General features: G+C 68.5%; 20 protein-coding genes. 5 read left to right on the forward strand and 15 right to left on the reverse strand.

What is annotated here, in order from left to right; translation table 11 throughout:
• Positions 1 to 7: 7 nt before the first annotated feature.
• Positions 8 to 487: a cupin domain-containing protein gene (locus LZ199_RS23500; RefSeq protein WP_253995976.1), complete on the reverse strand. Its 480-nt coding sequence runs from the start codon at positions 485 to 487 to the stop codon at positions 8 to 10.
• 20 nt (positions 488 to 507) lie between these two features.
• The gene (locus LZ199_RS23505) at positions 508 to 1002 is read right to left on the reverse strand and encodes a hypothetical protein (protein WP_253995977.1); all 495 of its coding nucleotides are present in this window, start codon (positions 1000 to 1002) and stop codon (positions 508 to 510) included.
• A 311-nt stretch (positions 1003 to 1313) separates the two neighbouring features.
• On the opposite strand from LZ199_RS23505, the gene LZ199_RS23510 reads away from it, so the two are divergent.
• Positions 1314 to 2528, forward strand: coding sequence for a serine/threonine-protein kinase (locus tag LZ199_RS23510; protein WP_253995978.1), 1215 nt, complete (start codon positions 1314 to 1316; stop codon positions 2526 to 2528).
• Between the two features lie 217 nt (positions 2529 to 2745).
• Here LZ199_RS23510 and LZ199_RS23515 read toward each other — a convergent pair whose 3' ends face one another.
• Both LZ199_RS23515 and LZ199_RS23520 read right to left on the reverse strand, forming a co-directional pair.
• A complete protein-coding gene (locus LZ199_RS23515) occupies positions 2746 to 3126 on the reverse strand; it encodes a helix-turn-helix domain-containing protein (RefSeq protein WP_253995979.1) in 381 nt (126 codons plus the stop codon).
• A 185-nt stretch (positions 3127 to 3311) separates the two neighbouring features.
• Positions 3312 to 3839, reverse strand: a complete 528-nt coding sequence (locus LZ199_RS23520) for a hypothetical protein (RefSeq protein WP_253995980.1) — start codon at positions 3837 to 3839, stop codon at positions 3312 to 3314.
• A 358-nt stretch (positions 3840 to 4197) separates the two neighbouring features.
• Here LZ199_RS23520 and LZ199_RS23525 point away from each other — a divergent pair, with 358 nt between their 5' ends.
• Entirely contained in the window at positions 4198 to 4467 is a 270-nt protein-coding gene (locus LZ199_RS23525; protein ID WP_253995981.1) for a hypothetical protein, read from the forward strand.
• Between the two features lie 25 nt (positions 4468 to 4492).
• Here LZ199_RS23525 and LZ199_RS23530 read toward each other — a convergent pair whose 3' ends face one another.
• Positions 4493 to 4882 (reverse strand): response regulator, encoded by a 390-nt coding sequence (locus LZ199_RS23530; protein ID WP_253995982.1) that lies wholly within the window; start codon positions 4880 to 4882, stop codon positions 4493 to 4495.
• Between the two features lie 297 nt (positions 4883 to 5179).
• Between LZ199_RS23530 and egtB the strand changes: the two genes are divergently transcribed.
• Entirely contained in the window at positions 5180 to 6523 is a 1344-nt protein-coding gene (egtB, locus tag LZ199_RS23535) for an ergothioneine biosynthesis protein EgtB (RefSeq protein WP_253995983.1), read from the forward strand.
• Positions 6524 to 6532: 9 nt separating this feature from the next.
• Positions 6533 to 7561, forward strand: a complete 1029-nt coding sequence (gene egtD, locus LZ199_RS23540) for an L-histidine N(alpha)-methyltransferase (protein WP_253995984.1) — start codon at positions 6533 to 6535, stop codon at positions 7559 to 7561.
• A gap of 65 nt (positions 7562 to 7626) precedes the next feature.
• Here egtD and LZ199_RS23545 read toward each other — a convergent pair whose 3' ends face one another.
• From LZ199_RS23545 to LZ199_RS23570, 6 genes are all read right to left on the reverse strand, one after another.
• Positions 7627 to 7812, reverse strand: a complete 186-nt coding sequence (locus tag LZ199_RS23545; RefSeq protein WP_253995985.1) for a hypothetical protein — start codon at positions 7810 to 7812, stop codon at positions 7627 to 7629.
• A gap of 266 nt (positions 7813 to 8078) precedes the next feature.
• A complete protein-coding gene (locus tag LZ199_RS23550) occupies positions 8079 to 8540 on the reverse strand; it encodes a CoA-binding protein (protein WP_253995986.1) in 462 nt (153 codons plus the stop codon).
• Positions 8541 to 8760: 220 nt separating this feature from the next.
• Positions 8761 to 9303, reverse strand: a complete 543-nt coding sequence (locus LZ199_RS23555) for a hypothetical protein (RefSeq protein WP_253995987.1) — start codon at positions 9301 to 9303, stop codon at positions 8761 to 8763.
• Complete coding sequence (gene bacM / locus LZ199_RS23560; protein WP_253995988.1) at positions 9304 to 9759, reverse strand: bactofilin BacM; 456 nt, start codon at positions 9757 to 9759, stop codon at positions 9304 to 9306.
• A 3-nt stretch (positions 9760 to 9762) separates the two neighbouring features.
• On the reverse strand, positions 9763 to 10650 hold the full coding sequence (locus LZ199_RS23565; protein ID WP_163868622.1) for a ParB/RepB/Spo0J family partition protein: 888 nt from the start codon (positions 10648 to 10650) through the stop codon (positions 9763 to 9765).
• Between the two features lie 31 nt (positions 10651 to 10681).
• Complete coding sequence (locus LZ199_RS23570; protein ID WP_253995989.1) at positions 10682 to 11473, reverse strand: ParA family protein; 792 nt, start codon at positions 11471 to 11473, stop codon at positions 10682 to 10684.
• Positions 11474 to 17912: 6439 nt separating this feature from the next.
• Between LZ199_RS23570 and LZ199_RS23575 the strand changes: the two genes are divergently transcribed.
• Positions 17913 to 18797: a hypothetical protein gene (locus tag LZ199_RS23575; RefSeq protein WP_253995990.1), complete on the forward strand. Its 885-nt coding sequence runs from the start codon at positions 17913 to 17915 to the stop codon at positions 18795 to 18797.
• Between the two features lie 17 nt (positions 18798 to 18814).
• On the opposite strand, the gene LZ199_RS23580 is transcribed toward LZ199_RS23575, so the two are convergent.
• From LZ199_RS23580 to mnmG, 4 genes are all read right to left on the reverse strand, one after another.
• The gene (locus LZ199_RS23580) at positions 18815 to 19201 is read right to left on the reverse strand and encodes a VOC family protein (protein WP_253995991.1); all 387 of its coding nucleotides are present in this window, start codon (positions 19199 to 19201) and stop codon (positions 18815 to 18817) included.
• Between the two features lie 202 nt (positions 19202 to 19403).
• On the reverse strand, positions 19404 to 20072 hold the full coding sequence (locus LZ199_RS23585) for a hypothetical protein (protein ID WP_253995992.1): 669 nt from the start codon (positions 20070 to 20072) through the stop codon (positions 19404 to 19406).
• Positions 20073 to 20227: 155 nt separating this feature from the next.
• Positions 20228 to 20881 carry a 16S rRNA (guanine(527)-N(7))-methyltransferase RsmG gene (gene rsmG / locus LZ199_RS23590; RefSeq protein WP_253995993.1) on the reverse strand — a complete coding sequence of 218 codons (654 nt, stop codon included), beginning with the start codon at positions 20879 to 20881 and terminating at the stop codon, positions 20228 to 20230.
• Positions 20882 to 20979: 98 nt separating this feature from the next.
• Positions 20980 to 22827 carry a tRNA uridine-5-carboxymethylaminomethyl(34) synthesis enzyme MnmG gene (gene mnmG, locus LZ199_RS23595; protein ID WP_253995994.1) on the reverse strand — a complete coding sequence of 616 codons (1848 nt, stop codon included), beginning with the start codon at positions 22825 to 22827 and terminating at the stop codon, positions 20980 to 20982.
• Between the last annotated feature and the right edge of the window lie 660 nt (positions 22828 to 23487).

The raw sequence follows: 23487 nt of genomic DNA on the forward strand, positions 1-23487 counted from the left end.
CGCTCGGTCAGGGGCGGGGCCGGGACAGTCGACGCATCAGCGCCGCGTGCGAGGGGTGCTCGGACACCAGCGACTCCGGGGTCGGCATCTCCCAGTCGGAGAAGTCGAAGCCCGGGGCCACCGTGCAGCCCACCAGCGAATACGCGCCCCGGGACTCCGCCGCCTGCAGCACGCCCGCGGGGACGACGAACTGGGGCTGCTCGCCCTTCGTCACGTCGCGCCCCAGCATCACCGTCTGCAATCGCCCGTCAGCGCCCACCAGGTACAGGGCGAGCGGCGCGCCCTCATAGGAGTGCCACACCTCGTCGGACGTGACGCGGTGCCACGCGGCGAAGGTGTCCTGGGTCAGCAGGTAGTAGATGGCCGTGCTCGCGGAGCGAGTCCCGCGAGGGGTCTCCACCTTCAGCGCCGCGCGGTACATCTCCTTGTAGAAACCACCCTCGGGGTGCGGCAGGAGGCCCAGCCCGCGAATCAGCTCGTCGACCATGGGCGGGAGTCTACGCGCCGTCAGCGAGGCAGCGGGGTGGCGACGTAGTCCGTCCCGTTGGCCGCGTGGCATCCATGACAGGTGTCATGCCCCCGGCCGTAGTAGTTGTCGTCGTAGTCCGGCCCGAAGCCCTCGTAGAACACCCACGTGTTCTTGCCCGAGCCCTCGGACACCTTCACGTCGAGCGCGTACCCTCGCACCGTCTTCCCGTCCGACTCGAACAGCTCCTTCACGGTGATGCTGCCCACCGGGTGCGTGGCGTTCCCCGCCCTCATCGACTCCGCCAGCGGCGCGTTGAAGAACACGCGGACCTTGTCCCCGTGGGAGTTCACGGATTTGCGCGGCGCGGGCTCCGCGAGCCACTCCAGGTAGCGCCCCGCGCGCACGAAGGCGGTGATGCCCGCCTCCGACGTGTCCAGCTCCCCCACCACGCCCAGCCCCTCATCCACCGAGGAGGAAGGGCCACAGGCGGCCAGCAGCAGGAGCACGGCGCACGGCGGAAAGCGCATTCTCACGGAGGGGACCTCGTGACGTGACGGCGGGCCCTGAGCCCACCGAGGGGTGTCGTCTCCGCTACGTCCGCGCGCGGCCCGTGGTTACAGCCCGGACGGGCATGGATTCCAGGAGGGTCCTCCGACCTCCAAGCGCGAACCCCTACCTGTTCCATCTTCCAACGTGGGGCCACCCTGTTAGGTTGTAACCCAGGAGGTCGTCACCCATTGCTCCAACCCAACCCCCGGGTCCCGTCGATGATTGCCCCCTTCTCCTTCCGCCCCGTTTTTCCCAGCCGTGCCCGCGTCGCCGTCACGCTGCACCGGAGGTCCCCATGACGACGGGCCATCCGCTCGCGCTGCGTCCGGGGATGAGGGTGGGCCCCTGGCGCGTCCTCGGTCGGCTGGGGCAAGGGGCCTTCGGCGCGGTGTTCCAGGTGGAGCACGGCGGTCGGCTCCACGCGCTCAAGTTCGCGCTGCGAGGTCCGGGCAGCGAGGACCTGGACCGCACGGACGCCCGTGCCATCCGCGAGCTGGCGTGTCTGCTCCACGCCGTGCATCCCCACGTCGTGCGCGTCTGGGCCCACGGCCGCTGGCCGGATGCGCGGACGGGCTACCACTACGTCGTCCTGGACTACGTGGAGGGCGCCACCCTGGCCGCGTGGGTGAAGCGCGAGGCCCCCTCCGCGCGTCGCGTGGCGCGCCTGTTCTCCCGGCTGGCCCGGACGCTGGGGGAGCTGCACGCGCGCAACGTGTTCCACCGCGACCTCAAGCCCTCCAACATCCTGGTGCGCGCCGTCGACGACGCCCCCGTCCTCGTCGACTTCGGCAGCGCGAACCACGCCGAGTCCCTGCCCCTCACCGAGGGCCCCCTCCCACCGGGCACGCCCCAGTACCGAAGCCCGGAGGCCCTGCGCTTCCATCGGGAGAACCACTCCCAGCGCACCGCGCGCTACGCCTTCCGCGCCACGGATGACCTCTACGCGCTGGGCGTGACGCTCCATGAGGTGCTCACGGGCGCCCCGGCCTTCTCGCCCACCCTGCCTCGCGAGGTGCTGACCGAGTTCATCGAGACGCGCATGCCGCCCCCCGCCTCCACGGTGAACGCGCGCGTGCCCCTGGCGATGGAGGCCATCACCCAGCGGCTGCTCCGCAAGCGCCCCGAGGACAGGTTCCCGGATGGCGGCACGCTGCACGACGCGCTGGAGGCGGCGCTGCACGACGCGACGTCCGACTGGGACCGCCCCCTCTTCGAGCGCCCGCCGCCAGAGCGGACCGCGCCAACTCCCCGACGCAACTCCGGTGAGCCCGCGCGGATGATCCGCGGACGGCCGAGGAGACTCACTCCACCCGGAGGCTCACGCGCTCAGGCGAGGTCCATGGCTTCGTCCGAGGAGGGAGGCACCCGGGCTCGGCCCCGCGAGGCCCGCGTCCTCCCAGACGCGCCCAAGCCCCCCCGGGAGCTCGTCATCACGCTCAAGCCCTGGGTGGTGGGCGCAGGGGTCGCGTTGATCATCCTGCTGACCTGGGCGCTCCTGGCCCTGCGCTGAACACGGGGTCTCCTACCCGGGGACCCTCGGTTCCAGCAGGAATCCCGGGGACTTGCGCGCCCGGCGGGCCAGGCCCGGAGGCCCCGTCGCCCGCTCGCGGCGGTGCATCCCCCACGCCTCCAGCGGATCCACTCCGGGCTCCAGCGGACCTCCACACCACCAGGTCCGCGAGCCCAGGACACGGCCCCCGCGCGCCTGGCGCCGGGGCCCGGGTGCCTCACTTCTTCTTCTGCTGCATCGCGGAGGCAACCAGGTTCATCAGCTTGAGCTGCACCGGGGACAGCTTGCGCAGGTTGCGCATCAGCCGCCGCATCTCCGGCGTGTCGTCCTCGCGAGACTTGCCGCCCGTCTTGTCCTTCGCGGGCGGCGGCGCGGCCAGGTCATCATCCAACCCCAGCAGTTGGTGGGGCGGCACATTCAGCACCACGCACAGCCGCCGCAGGTTCTGCACGCTGGGGAGCATGTGGCCTCGCTCCAGGCGGCCGTACACCTCCGACGCCATCCCAATCCGCTCCGCCACATCGGCCTGCGTCAGGCCCATCCGCACCCGGGCAGCCCTCGCCGCCGCGCCCAGCATGCTCGCCAGTTCTGTGTCCATGCGTGTGTCAGTCGTCCACGAAAGGAGGGCCCCGCTCCAGGCACCTCGGAAGCCCCTAGATAACCCTGAAGGTCGGGTACTTTCACCATACCTTCAGCGTTTTTTCAAACGCGCGCCACGCCTCGCGCGCCTCTGTCGCGGCCTCCACTTCACTCGCATTCGCGGCCTCGCGCGCCACCGTCACGTCACGGCGCGGAAGACACGCTCTCCTCCACATCCATCAGCGCGCGACGTCGCTCCGCCGCGGTGAAGAGCAGCGCCAGCGGCAACCCCAGGAACACCGCGTGCAACACGATTTGGGGAAACTGCGGCACGTCGAGGAACCACGGGTAGTAGCCGCGCGCGATGAACTGGAAGTCCACCAGCCACACGGCGATTCCGAAGAGCATTCCCACCGCGGCCTGGAACTCCCAACGTCCCCGTCCATCCGGCGGCAACATGGCATCGAGGAACGAATAGAACACGCCGACCAGCGCGGACACGGCCAGGTGGATGCCCACGCCCACCAACACCAACGTGCCCGCGGGGAAGCCCTCGCCGAAGACGCGAGGCCCCAACACCATGCCCGCGGACATGCGCACCGGCCGCATCGGACTGTCGCCCGCCGCCAGCGCCATCACCACCTCCGCCAGCCCCAGCACCACGCCCGCGACGACGCCGAACAGCAGCCCGTTCGTGGCAGACCAGGGGGTGTATCTGCGCCGTGCCGCCATGGCTTCTCCTTGTCTTGTCGGGGCCCAAGCCCTCCCCGTGTGTCAAAACGTGAGCACGCGAGCCCGGGGCGGGCAGCCAGAGCACAAGGACGGCTCGGGGTCCCGCCTCCCCCCCTGCCACGCGGGCGGGCCAGTCCCAGGCGCCCGGGCACCATGCCTCCTCGCACGCTCCCCCGCCCCACGCACGGGCAGAGGACCCCTCGACACCTGTCGTTTCTTCCGCCCCGCACGGGCGGTCTTCGGTAACTCCTTCAGACTCGAAGCATCTCCCCCGCACCCTCAGGGGAAGGAGGGGTGGATCCACGCGGGCACGGCAATCGCAAGGGAGCGACACGGAAAGGAACGTCGCCCCCGGAACATGCCGCAGTCCCGCCCCCGCCTCCCAGGACCGCACCGCATCCACTACTCGCCCCAGGCGTGGCGAGAGGTGGGCCGCATGAGCGCGGAGACGTTCGGCGCGCTCCAGGGCGCGCTGGAGCGGCTGGGCGACGGCCTGGTGCGCGAGCCGCGAAACGAGGCGAGCGGCACCGGCCGCCACGAGCTGCCCCGCCACGGGCTGGTCCTGGACTACGCGTGGGATGACCGCTCGCGCACGCTCACGCTGCTGTCGCTGGAGCGCGAGCCGTGAGCACCCGGTGCGCGCGCGGCGTCACTCACGCGGCGATGGGCAGCATGCTCCGCACCGCGTCCAGCAGCTCCTCCACGGAGAAGGGCTTGCGCAAGAGGCCATTGGCGCCCGGGGGAATGTCCGTGGTGACGGCGGTGAGCACCATCACCGGCACGTTGCGCAGCCGGGGGATGGCCTGGCGACGCGCGAGGAACTCATGCCCGTTCATCTCCGGCATCATCAAGTCGAGCAGGATGAGGCGCGGCACGTAGCGCACGTCGGAGAGCTCCTCCATCGCCTCGCGTCCATTGGTCGCGATGGTGACTTCGTAGCCCTCGCTCTCGAGAATCTCCGCGATGGCGGCACGGATGTCGTCCTCGTCCTCCACGACGAGCACGGAGCTGTGCTTCGCGATGCTGGCCATGGTGGACAGCATAGAGTCCCCCTCCCCCTCACGGCGACCCGGTGTCTCGCGCGACACGGCGATAGTGGACAAAACCGTGCGTGCTCACGGCCTTCGTCACGCATCCTCCCAGGGAGGACGCGCTCGCCCACGCCACCTGGCGTGCACGCGAGGCGTGGGCGGATGTCACGGGTGGGGTGGCGGCGAGGTGACGAAGCACCGGCCAGGTTGACCGCTCACCACGGAAACGTACATTCCCGCACGAGAGCCTCGCGCCCGAGGGGCCCGGGACTTTCCCGCGCGCCCTTCCACTCCCTAGCTTGAGGCGCCATGTCCCGCACGACGGACACCTCGATGACACGACACCTCCGCGGAAGTCCGGGGAGGACCTGGAAGGCTCGGGCCTGGGCCGAGCTGGAGACCGCGCGCGCGCGGGTGCTGCGCATGCTCTCCGGCCTGCCGGAGCACGTGCTGATGAACCAGCACTCGCCCTTGATGTCGCCGCTCATCTGGGACGTCGCGCACGTCGCCAACTACGAGGAGCAGTGGCTCCTGCGCGCGCTCGGCGCGCCCGCGCTGACGGACCCGGCCTTCGACGCCATCTACGACGCCTTCCAGCACCCCCGGCGCACGCGCGCCCTGCTGCCGCTGTTGCCACCCGAGTCCGCGTTCGCCTACGCCGCGCGCGTGCGGGAGGCCGTGCGAGCACACCTCGCGGACCACGTGCCCGAGGACAGCGACGCGCCGCTGCTCGCCGGGGGTTATGTCTACGGCATGGTGGCGCAGCACGAGCAGCAGCACGCGGAGACGCTCGCCGCCACGCTGCAGCTGATGACGGACGTGGAGTACCGCATCGTCTCGCCGCGGCCGCACCCGCATCCGGTGCCCATCTCCCGGCAGCCCGTCTTCATCCCCGGCGGCACCGTGCGCCTGGGCAGCGACTCGCCGTGGGCCTACGACAACGAGAAGCCCGCGCACGCGCGCGAGGTGGCGCCCTTCCTCCTGGACGCGCACCCCGTCACCAACGGGGACTACCTGGCCTTCGTCGAGTCCGGTGGCTACGACGACGCGCGCTGGTGGCATCCGAAGGGCTGGGACTTCGTGCGCGCGGAGCAGCTGCGCCACCCGCAGTTCTGGCTGCCGCAGCAGGGCGGCCGCTGGCTGCGCAGGCGCTTCGGAAGGGTGGAGCCGCTGCCCTCGAACGAGCCGGTGCAGCACGTGTGCTGGTACGAAGCGGACGCCTATGCGCGCTGGGCCGGACGACGGCTGCCCACGGAGGCCGAGTGGGAGACGGCCGCGCGCGGCGCGGATGGTGTCCCGCGCGAGCACCCGTGGGGTGACGACGCGCCCACGCCCGCGCACGCCAACCTGGGCGGTGACGGGTGGGGGCCGGCGCTGGTGGGCAGTCATCCGGAGGGCGTCAGTCGCGAGGGTGTCTGGGGCCTGCTGGGAGATGTCTGGGAATGGACGGCGAGCGATTTCCAGCCCTACGCGGGGTTCCGCGCCTACCCCTATCGCGAGTACTCGGAGGTCTTCTTCGGCGACGAATACAAAGTGCTTCGAGGAGGTGCCTGGGCGAGCGCGCCCGTGGCGGTACGCAATGGCTTTCGCAACTGGGATTACCCCATCCGCCGGCAGATTTTCGCCGGCTTTCGTTGTGCGTCAGAGGTGTGAGGTGAAGCGATGAGGTCGACAGTGCAGCCAGTGGAGACGACTTCGGGCGAGGGGACGCACGGCGTTCCCGGGGTGAAGGTGGAGGTGTATGTGAAGCCGGGCGACGCCAAGCGCGCGCTGCGGCAGGAAGCACTCCAGGGGCTGTGCAACTCACCCAAGGAGCTGTCACCCCGGTGGCTCTATGACGAGCGGGGCAGCCAGCTCTTCGACGACATCACCCGCCTGCCGGAGTACTACCCCACGCGGCGCGAGCGGGAAATCCTGCTGGCCCACGCCGGGGACGTGGCCCGGCTGAGCGGCGCGACGACGCTCATCGAGCTGGGCAGCGGCACCAGCGAGAAGACGCGCCTGCTGCTGGACGCCATGGAGGAGGCCGGACAGCTCTCGCGCTTCGTGCCCTTCGACGTGAGCGAGGCCTTCCTGCGCCGCGCGGCGGCGACGCTGGCGCGCGAGTACCCGGGCATCACCGTGCACGCGGTGGTGGGTGACTTCGAGCACCACCTGTCCCGGCTGCCCGCGGGCGGACGTCGGCTGGTGGCGTTTCTGGGAGGCACCATCGGCAACCTGAAGCCGCTGGAGCGCGCGCGCTTCCTGAGCGAGCTGTCCTCGGGCCTGCAGCCCGGCGACGGACTGCTGCTGGGCACCGACCTCATCAAGGACCGCGACAGGCTGTTCGCCGCCTACAACGACAGCGCCGGGGTGACGGCCGAGTTCAACCGCAACGTGCTGCGCGTGCTCAACCGCGAGCTGGGCGCGGACTTCGACCCGGACGCGTTCCAGCACATCGCGCCCTTCGACGAGCACAACTCCTGGGTGGAGATGCGGCTGGTGTCGCAGCGCACGCAGTCCGTCTGGCTGTCCTCCCTGAAGCGTCGGGTGGACTTCGCCGAGGGCGAGGTGCTGCGCACGGAGGTGAGCTGCAAGTTCGAGCAGGCGCGCGTCGAAGCGGAGCTGGACGCGGCGGGGCTGGGACTGGCGGCGTGGTGGACGGACAGGGCCGGCGACTTCGCCCTGTCTCTCGCGCTCAAGCGCGGCTGAGTTCCACGGGCTCGGACCTGGGGTCGGGCATCACCCGGCCACCAGGTCCGGCGTCCTTCCGACAACTAGCGTCGGGGGTTGCGACGGGACTGCACGCGCACGGGCACGAGCTGCGGCTGGGGCCGCGTCCAGGCGAACCACAGCGCGGCCAACACGGTGACGGCCAGCCCTCCAGCGGCGAACAGCCGCTCCCCCAGGGGGCTGAGGTCCACGGTGGCAAGGTGAAGAGGGAGCATTCCGGTGAACGACATGCGGGGAACTCCTTGGGGGGCGCTGCGTGGAGGTCCGGAGGAGGGGCTGGGGCGCAAGACCCACCACGGGCCGGGGAACGACAAGGTTAGGGACTCGCGAAGAATTCTGGAAGTCCCCGTGCGACGATGGCGACGCGGCGTGCACGGAAGTGCACCCCTCGTCCCGACTTCGGAGCTTTTCGCTCCATTCTCTCATCCATAATCAGATGGACGCCCGGCGCTCGCTGAATGTTCAGCACCGCGTCACGCCTGCCTGCTCTCGGAAGTCAGGCGCCACCGGGCTGACGCGCTTGCAGCACGTGCATCAGCTCCACCTTCATGCACCGGTCCTGGACCACGCGGATGCCGGCGCGCGCCAGCTTCTCCGCCGCGGCGTCATTGCGGATGCCCAGCTGGAACCACACGGCGCGCGGCTTCTTGGCGAGCAAATCCGGCACGTGCGCGTCGATGTCCTCCGGGCGACGGAACACCTGCACCAGGTCCACGTCCCCCGGGATGTCCGCCACGGCGGAGTACACGGGCCGGCCGAGGATGGGCTCCGTCTCGCCGTGCACCGACACGGGGACGATGTCGTAGCCGTGTTTCTGGAGGAACGCCGGCACTGAGTACGCCGGCTTGTGCGCTTGAGCCTCGGAGCGGATGCCCAGCACCGCCACCCGCCGGGACTGCTCCAGCACCTGCCGCACACCCGCGTCGTCCTCGACGAGATTCGCTCTCCAGTCGTCCATGGCGACCTCCTGGGGCAAACCTTGCCACGCCTGCTCCCGGTGGCGACCCACCACACGGGAGAACCGTGCGCGTCGCGCCACGAGGATGGACCTTGGAGGTCCATTGCCCGGGCGAGCACGACGGCACTGCGTGGGGACAGGGGTTGCTTCGAGGGCTCGGCGGCTCGCTCGCGTGACGAGGAGGCACCTCCCCATCAGTCCACCGCGAGGCGCCGCGCGACTACTTGGCTTGGACTTCGATTTCGCGGCACGCCTCGGTGGCCAGCCGGACGTCTTCCGGCGAGGCACCGGGCAGCGTGGCGCAGAGGAACAAGTCGTTGCCCACGCGGCGGGCACCGAAGAGCGCGGGAGCCTGGAGGCCGACGCCACCGTCTCCGAGCTTCGGGGCCATCGTCACGCGCAAGAGCGAGTACGTGTCCTTGGACTCTTCCTGGTCCAGTGACACCTCGAAGTTCTTCGACTCCTCGCGGACGCGGTCGGCCAGGTCATCCACGGAGGGCAGCTGCTCGCCCTGGCCCCGGCGCAGGTCCACGCGCAGCACCGGGCGGCCGGGCGGGCCCGCCTGGAAGCTGTCATCGGGAGCGACCTGCGCGGACCAGCCGTCCGGCAGGGGGACCTTCACGCCGGAGCGTGGGGTCTGCGCGCCGCTGTCCGCGGAGAGGGCGCCGGTGTCGGCACCCTCATCCTTGTTGCAGCCCTTGCAACCGGACAGCAGCGACAGCGCCAGCACCAGGGCTGGCGCGATGTGCGCGTGCCGGCGCACCTACTTCTTCGACTCGCCGCCAGGAGGAGGAGGACGCGAGGGCGCGTTGCCACCCAGGTTCTCCATCTTGAGCGAGCCCTCGAAGATGACCCCGCGGTCCATGGACAGCGACGGCGTCTCCAGGGTCCCCTTCACGCGGCCCGGGTTCTTCAGCTCGATGAGCTGCGTGGCCTTCACGTTGCCTTCGACCTGACCGTTGATGATGACGGTGCCGGCCTGGATTTCGGCCTGGACCTTGGCGCCATCCCCAATGACGAGCACGTCCTTGGTGATGATCTGCCCCTGGAACTTGCCGTCGATGCGGACCTGCCCCTCGAAGGTGAGCTTCCCCTCGAACTCGCTTCCCTTGCCCAGAAGCGTATGAACCTCACCAGAGCGCTGCGACACGGATTCCTCCTCCCGCTTGAACAGGGGCTTGCTGGGTGAATCGTCTTTCTTCCCGCCAAGGAGCGCCACGCGCTACTCCTTCCTGAGCAGCTTCAACAGCCGGTCCAGGTCATCGTAGGAGAAGAAGTCCACCTCGATGGTGCCCTTTCCGGGGCTTCGTTCGGTCAACCGGACCTTGGTTCCCAACCGACGTTGGAGCTCCTCCACCAAGGACTTCACCTGCGGGCTCTGTTTCGGCGGCGTCTTGCCCGCATCCTTCTTGCCGTGGGTGCGACTCTGCTGGACCAGCCGCTCCGTGTCACGCACGGACAGCTTCTTCTCGGCCACTTGCTTGGCCAGGTTTTGAAGCTCGGGCAGGCGGGGGACGCCCAACAGGGCGCGCGCGTGGCCCATGCTCAGCGAGCCATCCGCCACCATCAGCTTCACGTCGGCGGGCAGCGCGAGCAGGCGCAGCGCGTTGGCCACCGTGGAGCGCTCCTTGCCCACGCGCTGGCTGACCTGCTCCTGCGTGAGGCGGAACTCGTCCGTCAGGCGCTTGTAGCCCTCCGCCTCTTCAATGGGGTTGAGGTCCGCGCGCTGGAGGTTCTCGACCAGGGCCAGCTCGAAGGCCTGGACCTCGGTGACGTCCTTGACGATTGCGGGCACTTCCTTGAGGCCCGCGGCCTGGGAGGCGCGCCACCGGCGCTCGCCGGCGATGAGCTTGTAGCCGTCGCCATCCTTGCGGACGAGGATGGGCTGGAGGATGCCCTGCGTCTTGATGGATTCGGTGAGTTCCTTGAGCTTCTCCTCGTCGAAGTAGCGCCGGGGCTGGTCCTTGTCCCGGTGGATGGCTTCGATGGGCAGCTTGAGGACGCCGGCCTTGAGGGCGGCCTGTTCGGCGGCCTTGCCGGGAGCGGCCTGGGGGATGAGTGCGGAGAGCCCACGACCGAGGGCGCGCTTCTGCGTGTCTGCTTTCACCAAGTCATGACTCCAGTGCCGCGAGCGGAGGGCTTCACGCCACCCGCCGGCGGGGCGTCTTGGGAGTGTCGCGCTTCATCAGCTCGCGGCCGAGGGCGAGGTAGCTCTCGCAGCCCTTGGACTTGATGTCATAGAGGATGATGGGCTTGCCGAAGGACGGGCACTCGGACAGGCGCACGTTGCGGGGGACGACGACCTGGAAGACCTGCTCCTTGAAGTAGCCGCGAACCTCGTCGACGACCTGGTGCGCGATGTTGGCGCGCGCGTCGAACATGGTGAGGAGGATGCCCTCCATCTTGAGGTCGGGGTTGAGGCCCTGCTTCACCAGGTCGATGGTGTGGGTGAGCTGGGAGAGGCCCTCGAGCGCGTAGTACTCGCACTGGAGCGGGATGAGGACGGAGTCCGCGGCGGACAGGGCGTTGAGGGTGAGCAGGCCGAGCGAGGGCGGGCAGTCGATGATGATGTAGTCGAACTCGGAGGCCAGCGGGCGCAGGGCGTCGCGGAGGCGGAACTCGCGGTTGTCCAGGTTGACGAGCTCGACTTCGGCGCCGGTGAGGTCGGGCGTCGCGGGGACGACCTGGAGGTAGCGCAGCTCGGTGGGGTGGAAGAGCTCCTTCATGGGGCGACCATTGAGGAGCGCGTCGTAGATGGTGCCGTGGAGCTTGTCCTGCTTGAGGCCCAGGCCGCTGCCGGCGTTGCCCTGCGGGTCCATGTCCACCAGGAGCGTGCGGCGCTCGGCGGAGGCGAGGCTCGCGGCGAGGTTGATGGCGGTGGTGGTCTTCCCCACGCCACCCTTCTGATTGGAGATGCAGATGATTCGACCCACGAGCCCCATCCTCTCTCTTGCCCGGCGAGAGCCAGGCGCCGTGCGTGATGCGGTGCACGACTGCACGCTGATCCGCTGCTAGCACGCGGTTCGGTGTTGGATCAAATTCACGGCGCTCCCGGCGTGACGACTCTTTTCAAGGACGTCCGAGCAAGCCGGAAGGCCTGATTCCGGAGACTTGGACGCACGGTTTCCTACGTCCAGAACCCGGCCGACCGGGCGTTCGCATCCTGGATTCGGGTGGTGGGTGGAGGCTGCTCGGATGCCCTCCTTATAAGGAGGCGTTGGGGTGGGGTCCGGTCCATATGGAACGGGCCTGGGGTGCAGGTGGGCGAACGCGCTCAGGTGAGGGGTTGGTTTCCGTGCGTCCGGTTTTCGTGAAGCGGGCGGAGCGCTGTGACCTGTTCGGCCTGAAGGACGGTGCGTGTGCGCGGTCCAAAGTGGCGACTCTCTGGGGAGGGTGTCGGAGGCTCTTGCTTGAATCGGTTCGCCGCGGCTTTCGACCGTTCGAACTGGAGCGCGGGGGCCAACGGCGTACGACGAGGCCGACTGCCAGCTGGACTGCGCAGTTCCACGGTCCGTTCGACATGAGGCGCGGAGCGGCCACCCTCCCCTGCGGTGACCAGCTACCGCTGCGAGCCTCTACGCGAACCGGCTCGCCCCTGTCCGTTGCTCGTTCTCCATGAAGCGCGATGGCCTATCGGTGCGGCCTCCAACCGATGCCCTGTCATGGAGCGCCTCCGCACGAACCGGCTCGCCACCTCCATCGATTGCGCCATGACACGCGGTGGCCCAGCCAGCTGCGGCAATCCTCGATGAGAATTCCTCGAGGACCTCCGCTCGAACCAGCGCACTGCATCCATCACCCGGTCGACATGAGTCGTAGCGCGACCACTCAGCAATGCGGCGACCATCCGCTGATGCGTTGCCTCCCGTCCTTCGCAAGAGCGGACTCGCCACCTTCAGCATCCGTTCGACATGAGGCGTGGCGCGGCCACCCTCTCCTGCGGCGCTCATCGAAGCGTCATCATCGAGCCTGCACCTGAACGGGCTCACCACGTCCATCGCCTGCGCGCCATGAGTCGCTGCGCGACCTCCGTGCGGTGCCGCCCACCGCGGCAGCGTGAACCGGTTCGCCCCCCTCATCACCTGGTCGATGACGTGGGTGCATCCGTGTTCGCTGAGGCCCCTTCCTTGAGGGCCCTGTCGGAAGCACCTGCCTGAACCGGCCCGCCGATTCACCGGCCCGTTCTCCACACCCTCTGGTGCGCGGGCTCAGCGCTGGTGTGAACCGGTTCGCCATCTTCATCGCGCGCTACTTGAAGCGATGCACGGGTGTTCCCGCTGAGTGCCAAAACGCAGGTCGCCCTTTCGGCCTCCATCGAGACGCTGAGCCACGGACCTCGCCGGCATTCCACATGGCCCCAGCTCGCGCCGCATCCAGTTGGTCAGCCCATGGCGGGCGGCCTCGACCTTGAGCGGCTCCACATCCAGTGGGTGTCACGCACCACTTGGCACAAGGCATGAGCCTCACGTGGTGCCACTGCCGTGGAGCCATCGAAGCATCGTTCGGCACCAGCACTTGAAACCGCGGGCCACCGCACGGCCTGTTTCACGCCGGCGCTGGCGCGCAGGAGCGCACGGCGTCACCACCACATCCGAGGACCGACCGACCCAACGCGCGGTCCATGTCGAACCGGGTGCGGGACTGCGCCCCTTGAGTCCGCATCTCCACCATCAGGACTCCAGCCGGTCACTCCACCCGCTCCGCGCGAAAGGCGGCGCAGACTCATCGCCACCCAGGCGCGCGCATCAGCCAACGGTCCAAGTGAGCCCAGCGGCGACGACGCGTGCCGGTGCGCCCCAGGAACACGACGGCCGCGACGTCCGCGGATGCGACCCAGGAGCGCGGTGGCGGCAACGCATGCGGATGCGGCCCAGGAACGTGGTGGCAGCCGCTCATGCAGATGCAGCCCAGGCACGTGGTGGCGGCCACGCTTACAGATGCGGCCTAGGAACACGATGGCGGCCACGCATGCAGATGCGGTCCAAGAACGCGGTGGAAGCCACGAACGCAGGTTCGGTCCAGGTGCACGGCGGCGACAACGCGTGCCGATGCGGTCCAAGAACGCGGCGGCAACACGTGCCGAAGCAGACCACCGTGTTCGCGCCATGCCTGAGGTCCGAACCCATCGACCACAACACCCGTTCCACGTGGAACACGGCACCTGCTGAAGCGCGCTTCTTCTGCACACCTGAGGACCGCACCGGCGCACGCCATCACGGCGTTCTACGTAGCCCCCAGATGACTGAACAACGTCCGTCAGGCCAGGCGAACTCGCGCACGACCACCACGCGCCACGCATCTGCGGGTCCGCGACATCGGACCGAATCGTATGGCCCGCTGTCTTCGCGGATGCGTCCCAGTTCTTCCTGCTCGTGACCGCGCTCCACGTGGAACACGGCACGCGAAGCCCTCAAGCCACCGCGAGGGCCGTCACGTGAAGAACCTGTTCAACGGTCCTCAGCACCGCATCGATGAGGCCGTGAAGAAGTCGCGGTCATCACCACGCGGGTCGCTTCCGCGTTCCACGTGGACCACGACACCAACGCTCAACCCACCACCGTTCGACCGCTTTCGCGTTCCACGTGGAACACGACTCACGCCGCATCAACCGCGCGCATCGCCATCACCTGAGGCAGCGTCCCTGAGCTTCACCAACCACGGTCCACCACCACGCTGGTGAACTACTGGCCCATGGTTCACGGCTCCGCCTGAACTGCTTCGGCGTTCCACGTGGACCACGCGGGCATGAAGCACGCTGCCACCGCGGCTCTTTCGAACCCGTTCACGCACCACCTCGTTCCACGTGGAACACGGCATCGAGTCCGCCCAGATTTCGGCCGCTCGCGCTGACCGCTTTCGCGTTCCACGTGGAACACGATTCGCGTCGCCTCCAAGTCCCTCCACCTCATGCATGGCGCCAGGTGCGGACTTCGTGGCGCACTCGCTCACCACTTTTCGGCGAGGCCGCACCACGTGTCGCGCGCTGCCTCTTCGCTGTTCCACGTGGAACACGAACACGCATCCACGAGGCCCTGGTCGACACCGATGACTGGCGCTTCCCTCCAGTTCCGCGCCACCTCGTTCCACGTGGAACACGGCCACACGTCACGCACCCGCGAGCGTCTCCACCAGCGCCTCGCTTCGCGACAACACGTGGTGGTGTTGGACTTCTCGTGAGCACCCGGATGCCAGCCTTGGTCGTTCGCTGAGGAGGTGACGGCGTTCGGTCATCTCGACATGAAGCCAGGTGCGTTCCACGTGGAACACGGATGCGCGCAAGCGCACGTGCTCGCGAAGAAGTCATCGCGTCGTCAGGTCGCGCACCGTGGCCTCGCTTCTCCACGCATCACCGACTCATCGTCGAACGCGTTCCACGTGGAACACCGCTCATGGCATGCGCCGCGAACCATCAGTCACCGCCACCACGCAGCGCCTTCTCAGCCACCTCATCAAGCAAAGAGAGGATGGCAACGCGCACGCCTCCAGGTCGCTTCTCGTTCCACGTGGAACACCGCGCACGGCATCGGTGGACGGCCACGAACTGCCCCGCGCGGGCACGTTGAAAGAGACCTTCGCGGCGACCTCTTCAACCAGGTGAGGCGAGCACGCGGTGCTCATCCATGCCGCTCCTCGTTCCACGTGGAACACGGCATCGCTGGCTGACCCAACCTTCAAGCGAGGTGTCGGCCTGGGCACGCGAACCAACTTCTCGGCGTGCTCCTCAACCACATGAGTCCAGCACACGGCCCGCATCGAGCTGCTCCTCGTTCCACGTGGAACACGGCATCGCTGGCTGACCGGACCTTCAAGCGAGTTGTCCGGCATGCGCATGCGCACGAACTTCTCAGCGACCTGCTCAACCACGTGCGGCCCGACCCCGGCGCCCATCCGCGCCCCCTCTTCGTTCCACGTGGAACACGGCGCACGGCATCTCAAGCGGGTCGAGGTCTCACGTGAGGTGTCCCGGCAAGGAGCTGCGCGCCGGCCTCTTCATCCACGTACGGCCAACACGGCGCTCATCCGCGTCTCTTCCCGTTCCACGTGGAACACGACACGCGGCATCGCCGGATGGCTGAGGCTTCTCGCGAGTCGACATGCACGGCAACGCGAAGCGGCTTCATCGAACAGGTGCGGACTCCACGAAGGTTCGCCCAGCCTCGTCGCCGTTCCACGTGGAACACGGCGCACGGCATCTCCGGACGGCTGAGGCTTCACCCAAATCGGCATGAGCGGTGCCGCGAAGCGACTCCGACCCCGCGAGGCCAACACCGGGTGCTCATCCCTCCCCTTCGCCGTTCCATGTGGAACATGGCGCGCGGCAGCGCCAGGTGGCTCGACCTTCACGCGAGTCGATGCGCACTGGCACCGTGAAGGAGTTTCTCGGTGACCCCGCGGAACAAGGACGACGCGGCATCGGGAGCCGTGAACCTTGGGGGCACGGATGTGGATGGCCCCCACCCGATGCCACCGCGACTGCGCGACTTCGTCCACGTGAAGCAGCCGGCGCGAACACTCATGCCGGGCACACGGCTGAACGGGGCACCACGAGCACCACGGGTCGGCGACCTCTCAAGAAGAGCCAACGCGCCGCCCCACCCCCTGCACTCGTCTCCGTTCAGGGACTCAACCTCACGCGAGTCTTCATGGTCGGCGCGCCACCCAAGGCGCTGCTTCAGGAAACCGATGTGACGCCGGCACCGCAGCCAGACCTCACTCCATTCCCCAAGGACGAGGACGAGCACGTCCCCCTCCCCTACCAACCCAAGGGCCTCTTCACTTCGCCGACCCACGCAGTCCGCGGCACCTCGTGAAGTCGGCGCACCCGCGCTTCGCGCCGCCGAACGGGCTCGTGCTCGGCATCACTGGCGCAGGCTCCCTTCAGAAAACTGACCCAAAGGACTGGATGGCTCGTGGCCTCCATCGCTCGCGCATGTGGAGACGGCCGAAAGTGGAGGACGGCATCCGCTCCCCTGCCCCATCCACGCTCTTCATCGAAGTCCGCGACCGAGAAGCGCGAGGAACCCTCACGCGAACGGACATCCGGTGGCCACACGAACTGGTGCGTTCACATCCTCGGGCAACCGCGAGTGCCCCCGTTTCGCCCAGACCTGACCAGGTCGGCGGTCGCATCGAAGGCTCGCTCCAACTCCCGTCGCCGCGAGCCCTCAGCCTCCATCGCTCGTGCCTAAGCACCTGGACCGAAGCTCGGGCCTCACAACCAAGACCACCCGGCGCACGCGGACCTCGCAACGGAGTCCCAGTTCCCACCACGAACCATCTGAGTGCGGATGAATACGGACCCGGCACATGTGCTGGAGCACATGGAGTCCGCACCAGGGGCTCAAGTCTCTGGGGTGCGCATGTTGAACGGCCTTTCGGCCCGCGCTTCACGCACCAGGGAGTTCACGTCGCGAACTCGAAGGTCCCGGCTCCATGCCCAAGAGCGACAACCTCTCGCGCGCGTTCGAACAGGGTCCGGTCTCGAAGCCCTCACCTCACGACGACGACTTCGAACTTCGCGGTCGGGGCCCCCGGAAAAATGGCACCACGCCGGCCCTGTTCCACGTGGAACGAGCTTCAGCCAGGGCTCGGACCTCCGCATACGCAACGGACCTCACGTGCACCTGCCTGGAAGCTCGCATCAAGTCATGACAGCCGTGCAGGACGGAGCCCGCAGGCATGCTCCTCCTCCAACCTCGTGACCGACTCTGCCCACCAGTCTCCGGCACGCGGTCCTACGCGGAGCTGGGAACCGAGCAGACCGCTCCGCGTTCGTGAACCTCTTCAACCAGGAGCCTTTCGAACGCGGGGCCTCCTGCGGACAAGAGCGCTCAAGTCCCTGCGGATTCGACACCGCATTCGCCGCGAACGGTCGTCACGTCACACGCGCGCTTCGACACCAGTCGCCGCGAAACGCCGCGCCGCGCGCACCGAAAACTCCCGCGTGTTGAATGGCCACCCGACTTCACGCAACAGAGTCAGCGTCTGGTCCCAAAGCTCGACCCATCCGCCACCTCCAGCCCCGCGAGCAGCCAGGTCCACCCCTGGGTCCCTCGCAGGTCGAGTGAGCAACCCATCAAGCGAGTGCTCTCGCCCCGACTCCGTTCCGAAGCGATGCAGCCTCCAGTCCTCTCCCTCACTCCCACGAAGAAACCGCCAGCCCTCCAGTCCACCCAGCAACCTGCCCTCCCCTGCCCCCATACCGAGCCGGCTTCCGCGCGAATGGCAGGTCGAATCACAGCCCGGCGACCGTGACGCTCGAACCCTTGGGATGGTGCATGGCCGCACGACGACGGGCTTCGTGCCCACGCCACATCGCAGGCAACGTTCGCGACGACACACGAACCTCCATCACCGTCCGAAGGTCACTCCGTGCTCCCGCTCAAACGCTGGTTGTCCCCCGAAGAATCCGCCGAGGTGCTCCGTCCCTACGCGGCCTTCCGGCAACGAAGCGCCGGCAACGGCATGGATGTGGACCCCCTCGTCCTCTCCGACGGTTTCGGCAGCAGCGGTGCCGGGCTGTTTGCAGGCGGTCGCGTCTCGTCACTCAAATTGGAGAACAGCCGAGGCTCGACGTTCATCGACGGCGACCTGGTCGTCGATGGCTGGTTCGAAAACCCGGGCGGACTCGTCTTCGTGCGCGGCAACCTCATCGCGCACACGGTCTACACCTCCGAGTACCTCGTCATCCTCGGGGACCTTCGAGTCCGCCGCCTGTTCGGAGAAGACGAACCTCTGGGCACCTGCGTCTTCGGCGATGCCCATGTCGAGAGCGCCATCTTCAACCACAACCATCAATTCAACGTCTGGGGCACCGCCCGCCTGGGCGAGGAAGTGCATGACGAAGTCCACGGACGCGAAGCAGTGAAGCAACGACTCGTCGACTGGGGGCTTCTTTCCGACCCGCGCCTGGAAACACCGCTCGACATGGTCCGAATCAGTCTGCGCGGACTCGCCGAATCATGGGGTCCGCTCTCCGATGAACTGGCCTCGCTCCGCTACACGCCGAAGCCCTCCGACTTCGTCGCGGAGCCTCCGGTTCGACCGCCCCGTCCCAACGTCATCCTCGAGCTGGAGCAATGGTTCGCATCGACCCCGCTGCCCCAGCGACAACAGCTCGAAGCGCTGCGCACGCAGTGGCTCGCTCGACTCAGTGACACAGCGGTCCGCGAGGAGGCGGCGCGAGTGATTCGCAAGCACCTCAACTCGAAGAAGCTCATCGCGGACCGCGACGCGCTCCTGCGCGACCTGGATTGACTCCCACGGCGCACAGCTCAGCGCGTCCACTCTCCCTGGTAGAGCACGACGCGATATCCGTCGGGGTCCTCGAAGGTCTTTCCGTGCACGTCCCAGTAAGGGTTGTGTGAGCGCACCGGTTGGAAGCCCGCTTGCACCATGCGCTTCACTCGCGATTCCCACTCCGCGCGCCGCGGCACGTAGAAGACCAGCAGGTGTTCCGGCGAAGGGGCGCGAGGTGCCTCGTGTCCGCGCTCCACCGTGAACTCCAGATGGTACGGCGTCCCCACCTGGCCGAGCATCACCCCGTCGAAGCCCGCATGGTCCTCGAAGCCTCCCACGAGCTCGAAGCCAAGCCCCTCTCGATAGAACCGCACCACTGTCGCCAGGCTTCGCGTCGGTCGAGCGACTCGCAGCTTGCACATGTCCATCCCAGGTCCGTCCTCACCACGAACGAACCCGGAGAAGGCTCGCGCGTCTCACGGTCGTGACGCGTGCGCGCTCAGTGACGAGCAGCGCTCGGTGCACGATGAAGTCGCGGAAGCATCGCGCCATCCCCGGCGCGCGTGTTCACACACGGCAAGGCAATGGCAGAAGGCCAACGCGTCAGCGCCGTGGGCCGTCACCTCAGGCATTCAGCGGAGACACGGGCTCCACGAAGTACGCCTGTTTGTGCCGAGGCTCGGACTCGTACGCGGCGGCGAGCTCCCGCGCATGCCTCTCGTTCGGGAACACGGCCACCTCCGCCCGGTTGCCGTGCTCGTCCTGTCGAATCACCGCCCACCCCCGACGAGGACGGGGCTGCCTCACGGGCGGAGCTCCACGCGACTCCACCGCGTACCACTGCTTGTGCGCCCGAGCCTCCATCCGACGCGCCAGGCACTCCGCATGTCCTCGGCTCGTCATCACACAGACATCATGGCGATGCCCCGTGTCATCCTGCCGGTACACCGCCCAGCCATCCGTCAGCGGAGGTGCTCCAGGGTTGGCCCGCCACACCACCTCGTCGCGCCACCAGTCGAGATGCGCGAGCGCATGGCTCAGTTCCTCCTCCGAGGTCATGACATGGAAGTCGTCGGTGACCTTCAAATAGAAGACGAAGAACTGGAAGCCGCAGTCCGCGCGCCAACCCCAGTAGTCAGTGGGTCCGAGTCCGTCACCTTCCACGTCTCGGAAGTGCGGAGGTCCCCAGCGTTGCTCGAAGTCGGCGCGGGACGTTCGGGCCGCCGCGACTTCCGCTTCATGGGGCTCGTCGTCACCCCAGACCACCGGCCGGTCCGTCGGAATCGGCTGCATGCGAGGCACCTCCGGATTGAAGCTAACGCGGCCCCTCCTCGCATGCCTGCCCCTCACTCCCACGCCACGTCCACAACTGATACTGGATGGCAGTTGTCCGCATGGCGCCACGCGCGCACCTCCACGGTGCGCGCGCGAGCCCGCCCTCCCCTGCCCTACTGCTTCGCGAACACGGCGACCTGTCGCTCGGCGCCGGAGAACGGCAACCGGTACGCCCTCGCGGAGACCACTCGCAGCTGTCGCTCCTCGGCGCGCGCCGCCAGCTCCGCGTCCGACTGCGACTTGCCGAGCATCGCCACCACGCGACCGCCCTGCTCCACATATGCCGGCGCCAACGCCAGCCAGTCCGGCAGGTCCATGAACGCGCGCGCAATCAACAGCTCCGCACGTGGAATCCCTTCCGTCTCAGGCGTCCCCTCCGCGCGCGCGTGCAACCCGCGCACGCCCTGCAACCCGAGGCTCGCGGACGCGGCCTTGATGAACGCGACCTTCTTGCCCACCGTGTCCACCAACGTCACGCCGAGCGCCGGCAACGCAATCTTCAACGGCAGTCCCGGGAAGCCCGCACCCGCGCCCAAATCCAACAACGACGCCGCGCCCGTCACCTCCGGCAGCACCGCGAGCGAGTCCAGGAAGTGCTTCTCCAGCACCTCCTCCGGCGCCGTAATCGCCGTGAGGTTCACCTTCGCGTTCCACTTCAGCAGCTCCGCCATCAGCCGCTGCAATCGGGGCCCCACGTCCTCGCCCACCGACACGCCCAGCGCCTGGCAGCCGGATGCCAGCAGATCTACGAACCTCGTGTTATCCACAGCACCTCCACAGCCCGGAGGCCCATAACCCTCCGGAATCATTCAGGGGATTCTCATCCCCAAAGTTGTCCACACGTTGTCCACACCCCCTGTTCTGATCACTCCAGGGGGGTATTGCCTCCGCCCGAGGGGCCCGAGACGCGCTTGAGCGCCACCAGCAACAGCGACACGGCCGTGGGCGTCAGGCCTGGAATCCTCCGCGCCTGCCCCACCGTCGAAGGCCGGTGCGCGCCGAGCTTCTCCGCCGCCTCCTTGCTCAGCCCCCGCACCTCCGTGAAGCGAAAGCCCTCCGGAATCCGCCACCGGTCCGTCGCCTCCGACTCGCGCGCCGCCGCTCGCGCCGCCTGGGCGATGTAGCCCTCGTACTTCACCTCCACCTCCACCTCCTCGGCCACGTCCTCCGCCACCACGGGCCAGTCCGCCCTCCCCTCCCCCAACTGCCCATACGTGACTTCGGGCCGCTTCAGTCGCGCCGCCAGTCCCGTGCGCTTCAGCCGCGCCACCTCCCCGGCCACCTCGCGTCCCCGAGCCTCCGCCCGCTCCAGCGCCTCGCGCGGCAACAGCCCCACGCGGTGCCCGTGACGCGCCAGCCGCAGGTCCGCGTTTCCCTCGCGCAATCGCAGCCGGTGCTCGGAGCGACTGGTGAACATGCGGAACGGCTCATCCACGCCCTTGGTCACCAGGTCATCCACCAGCACCGCGCCATGCGCCTCGTCGCGGCCGAGCAGCAGCGGCGGCTCACCCTTCACCTGGAGGCCCGCGTTGAGCCCGGCCCACAGGCCCTGGAAGGCGGCCTCCTCGTAGCCGGAAGTGCCATTGAGCTGCCCCGCGAAGAACAGGCCCGCGACGGCCTTCGTCTCCAGCGTGGGCTTGAGCTGCGTGGGCGGCGAATAGTCATACTCCACCGCGTAGCCGTAGCGGACGACCTCCACCCGCTCCAGTCCGGGGATGGTGCGCAGGAAGTCGAGCTGCACGTCCGCGGGCAGGCTGGTGGACAGGCCCGCCGGGTACACCAGCGGCGAGTCCGGCCCCTCGGGCTCCAGGAAGACCTGATGCCGCTCGCGCTGCGCGAAGCGCACCACCTTGTCCTCCAGCGACGGGCAGTAGCGCGGCCCACGCCCGACAATCTCCCCCTGGTACAGCGGCGAGCGGTGCAGGTTGTCGCGCAGCACGCGGTGCGTCTGGAGCGTCGTCGCCGTCATGCCGCACGTCACCGAGGGCTGACGCGGGAACGGCACGCCGCGGGCCGACTCCTCGCGAGTGCGCCAGGAGAACGGACGCGGCGGGAAGTCACCGGGCTGCGGCTCCACCGCGTCCCAGTCGATGCTCGCGCGCGCCAGCCGCGCCGGTGTCCCCGTCTTGAAGCGGCCCAGCGTGAAGCCGAGCGAGCGCAGCGAATCCGACAGGCCGCGAGCCGCGTCGTCGCCGAGGCGTCCGCCGACCTCCTTCTTCTCCCCCACGTGCATCAGCGCCTGGAGGAAGGTGCCCGTGGTGAGCAGCACCGCCGACGCGGACACCTGCGTGCCGTCTCCGAGCAGCACACCCGTCACGCGCGCGTCCTCGACGACGAGCGTGGAGACCTCGCCCTCGAGCACGGTGAGGTTCGGCTGGGTGAAGAGGACGGACTGCATCAGGGCCGAGTACTGCTCGCGGTCGCACAGCACGCGAGTCGCCTGGACGGCGGGGCCCTTGGAGGCGTTGAGCGTCTTGAAATGGGTGCCGGCGAGGTCCGCCACGCGCCCCATCTGTCCGCCGAGCGCGTCCAACTCCCGCACCAGGTGGCCCTTGGCGGTGCCGCCCACCGCGGGGTTGCAGCTCATCACCGCGGAGCGCTCGCGCTTGAGGGTGATACCGAGCGTGGCCAGGCCCAGGCGAGCGCAGGCGAGCGCCGCCTCACAGCCCGCATGGCCCAGGCCCACCACGATGACGTCGTACTGGAGTCCCATCGCTCACGAGGGTCGCCGGAGGGCTTCGGGACCTGACGCGGCCCGCTCCGTCAGGCACCGAGCACCCTGGCTCCGCGCGCCGCGACCTGTGAGGTCCCCTATGTCTCCGGTGCGCCCCCTTGGCAAGCAAAGGGAAGGTTTACGGGAGCGCGCGAGGCGGGCAGTGGGAGGGGTTGAGGGCTGCCTGCCTCGCGCGCACCGGCCATCCTCCGGAAGGTCAGTCCCGTGCGACGGGCTTTCCCTCCGGCGTGGATGGCGATTCAAAAATGTCGGGCGAGCCCGAAGGCTTCGCCGGTACCTCGGGGCCGCACCTTCGCGCGGCGCCCCTTCCCCCTTGCGCGCGAGAGGGCCCCTGCCGCCTCGCGCGCTTTGACTTCATGGTGTCGCACACACGGAGGGCGGACCTGGGACCGTGGCGGTGAGGGCGCGACGGTAAACTCGAGCTCGAGACTCCGAAGGGTCCTGCACCCCCGTGTGCGCGACGGGGATATGAATAACCGGAGGGTCTGACATGCCGGCTTTCGGGCGGTGGGCCGCTTGGAGGTGCTTCGGCGTGGACGTGGGCAATTGTTCCCGGCGTGGAACGCTGCGTGGCGCCTCGTGGTGCTGGTCAGCCAGGGCCCGCGCCGCTATCCAGCGTCCACGATGATGAAAGTCCGG

It is taken from the genome of Myxococcus qinghaiensis (assembly GCF_024198215.1).
Lineage (GTDB): Bacteria > Myxococcota > Myxococcia > Myxococcales > Myxococcaceae > Myxococcus > Myxococcus qinghaiensis.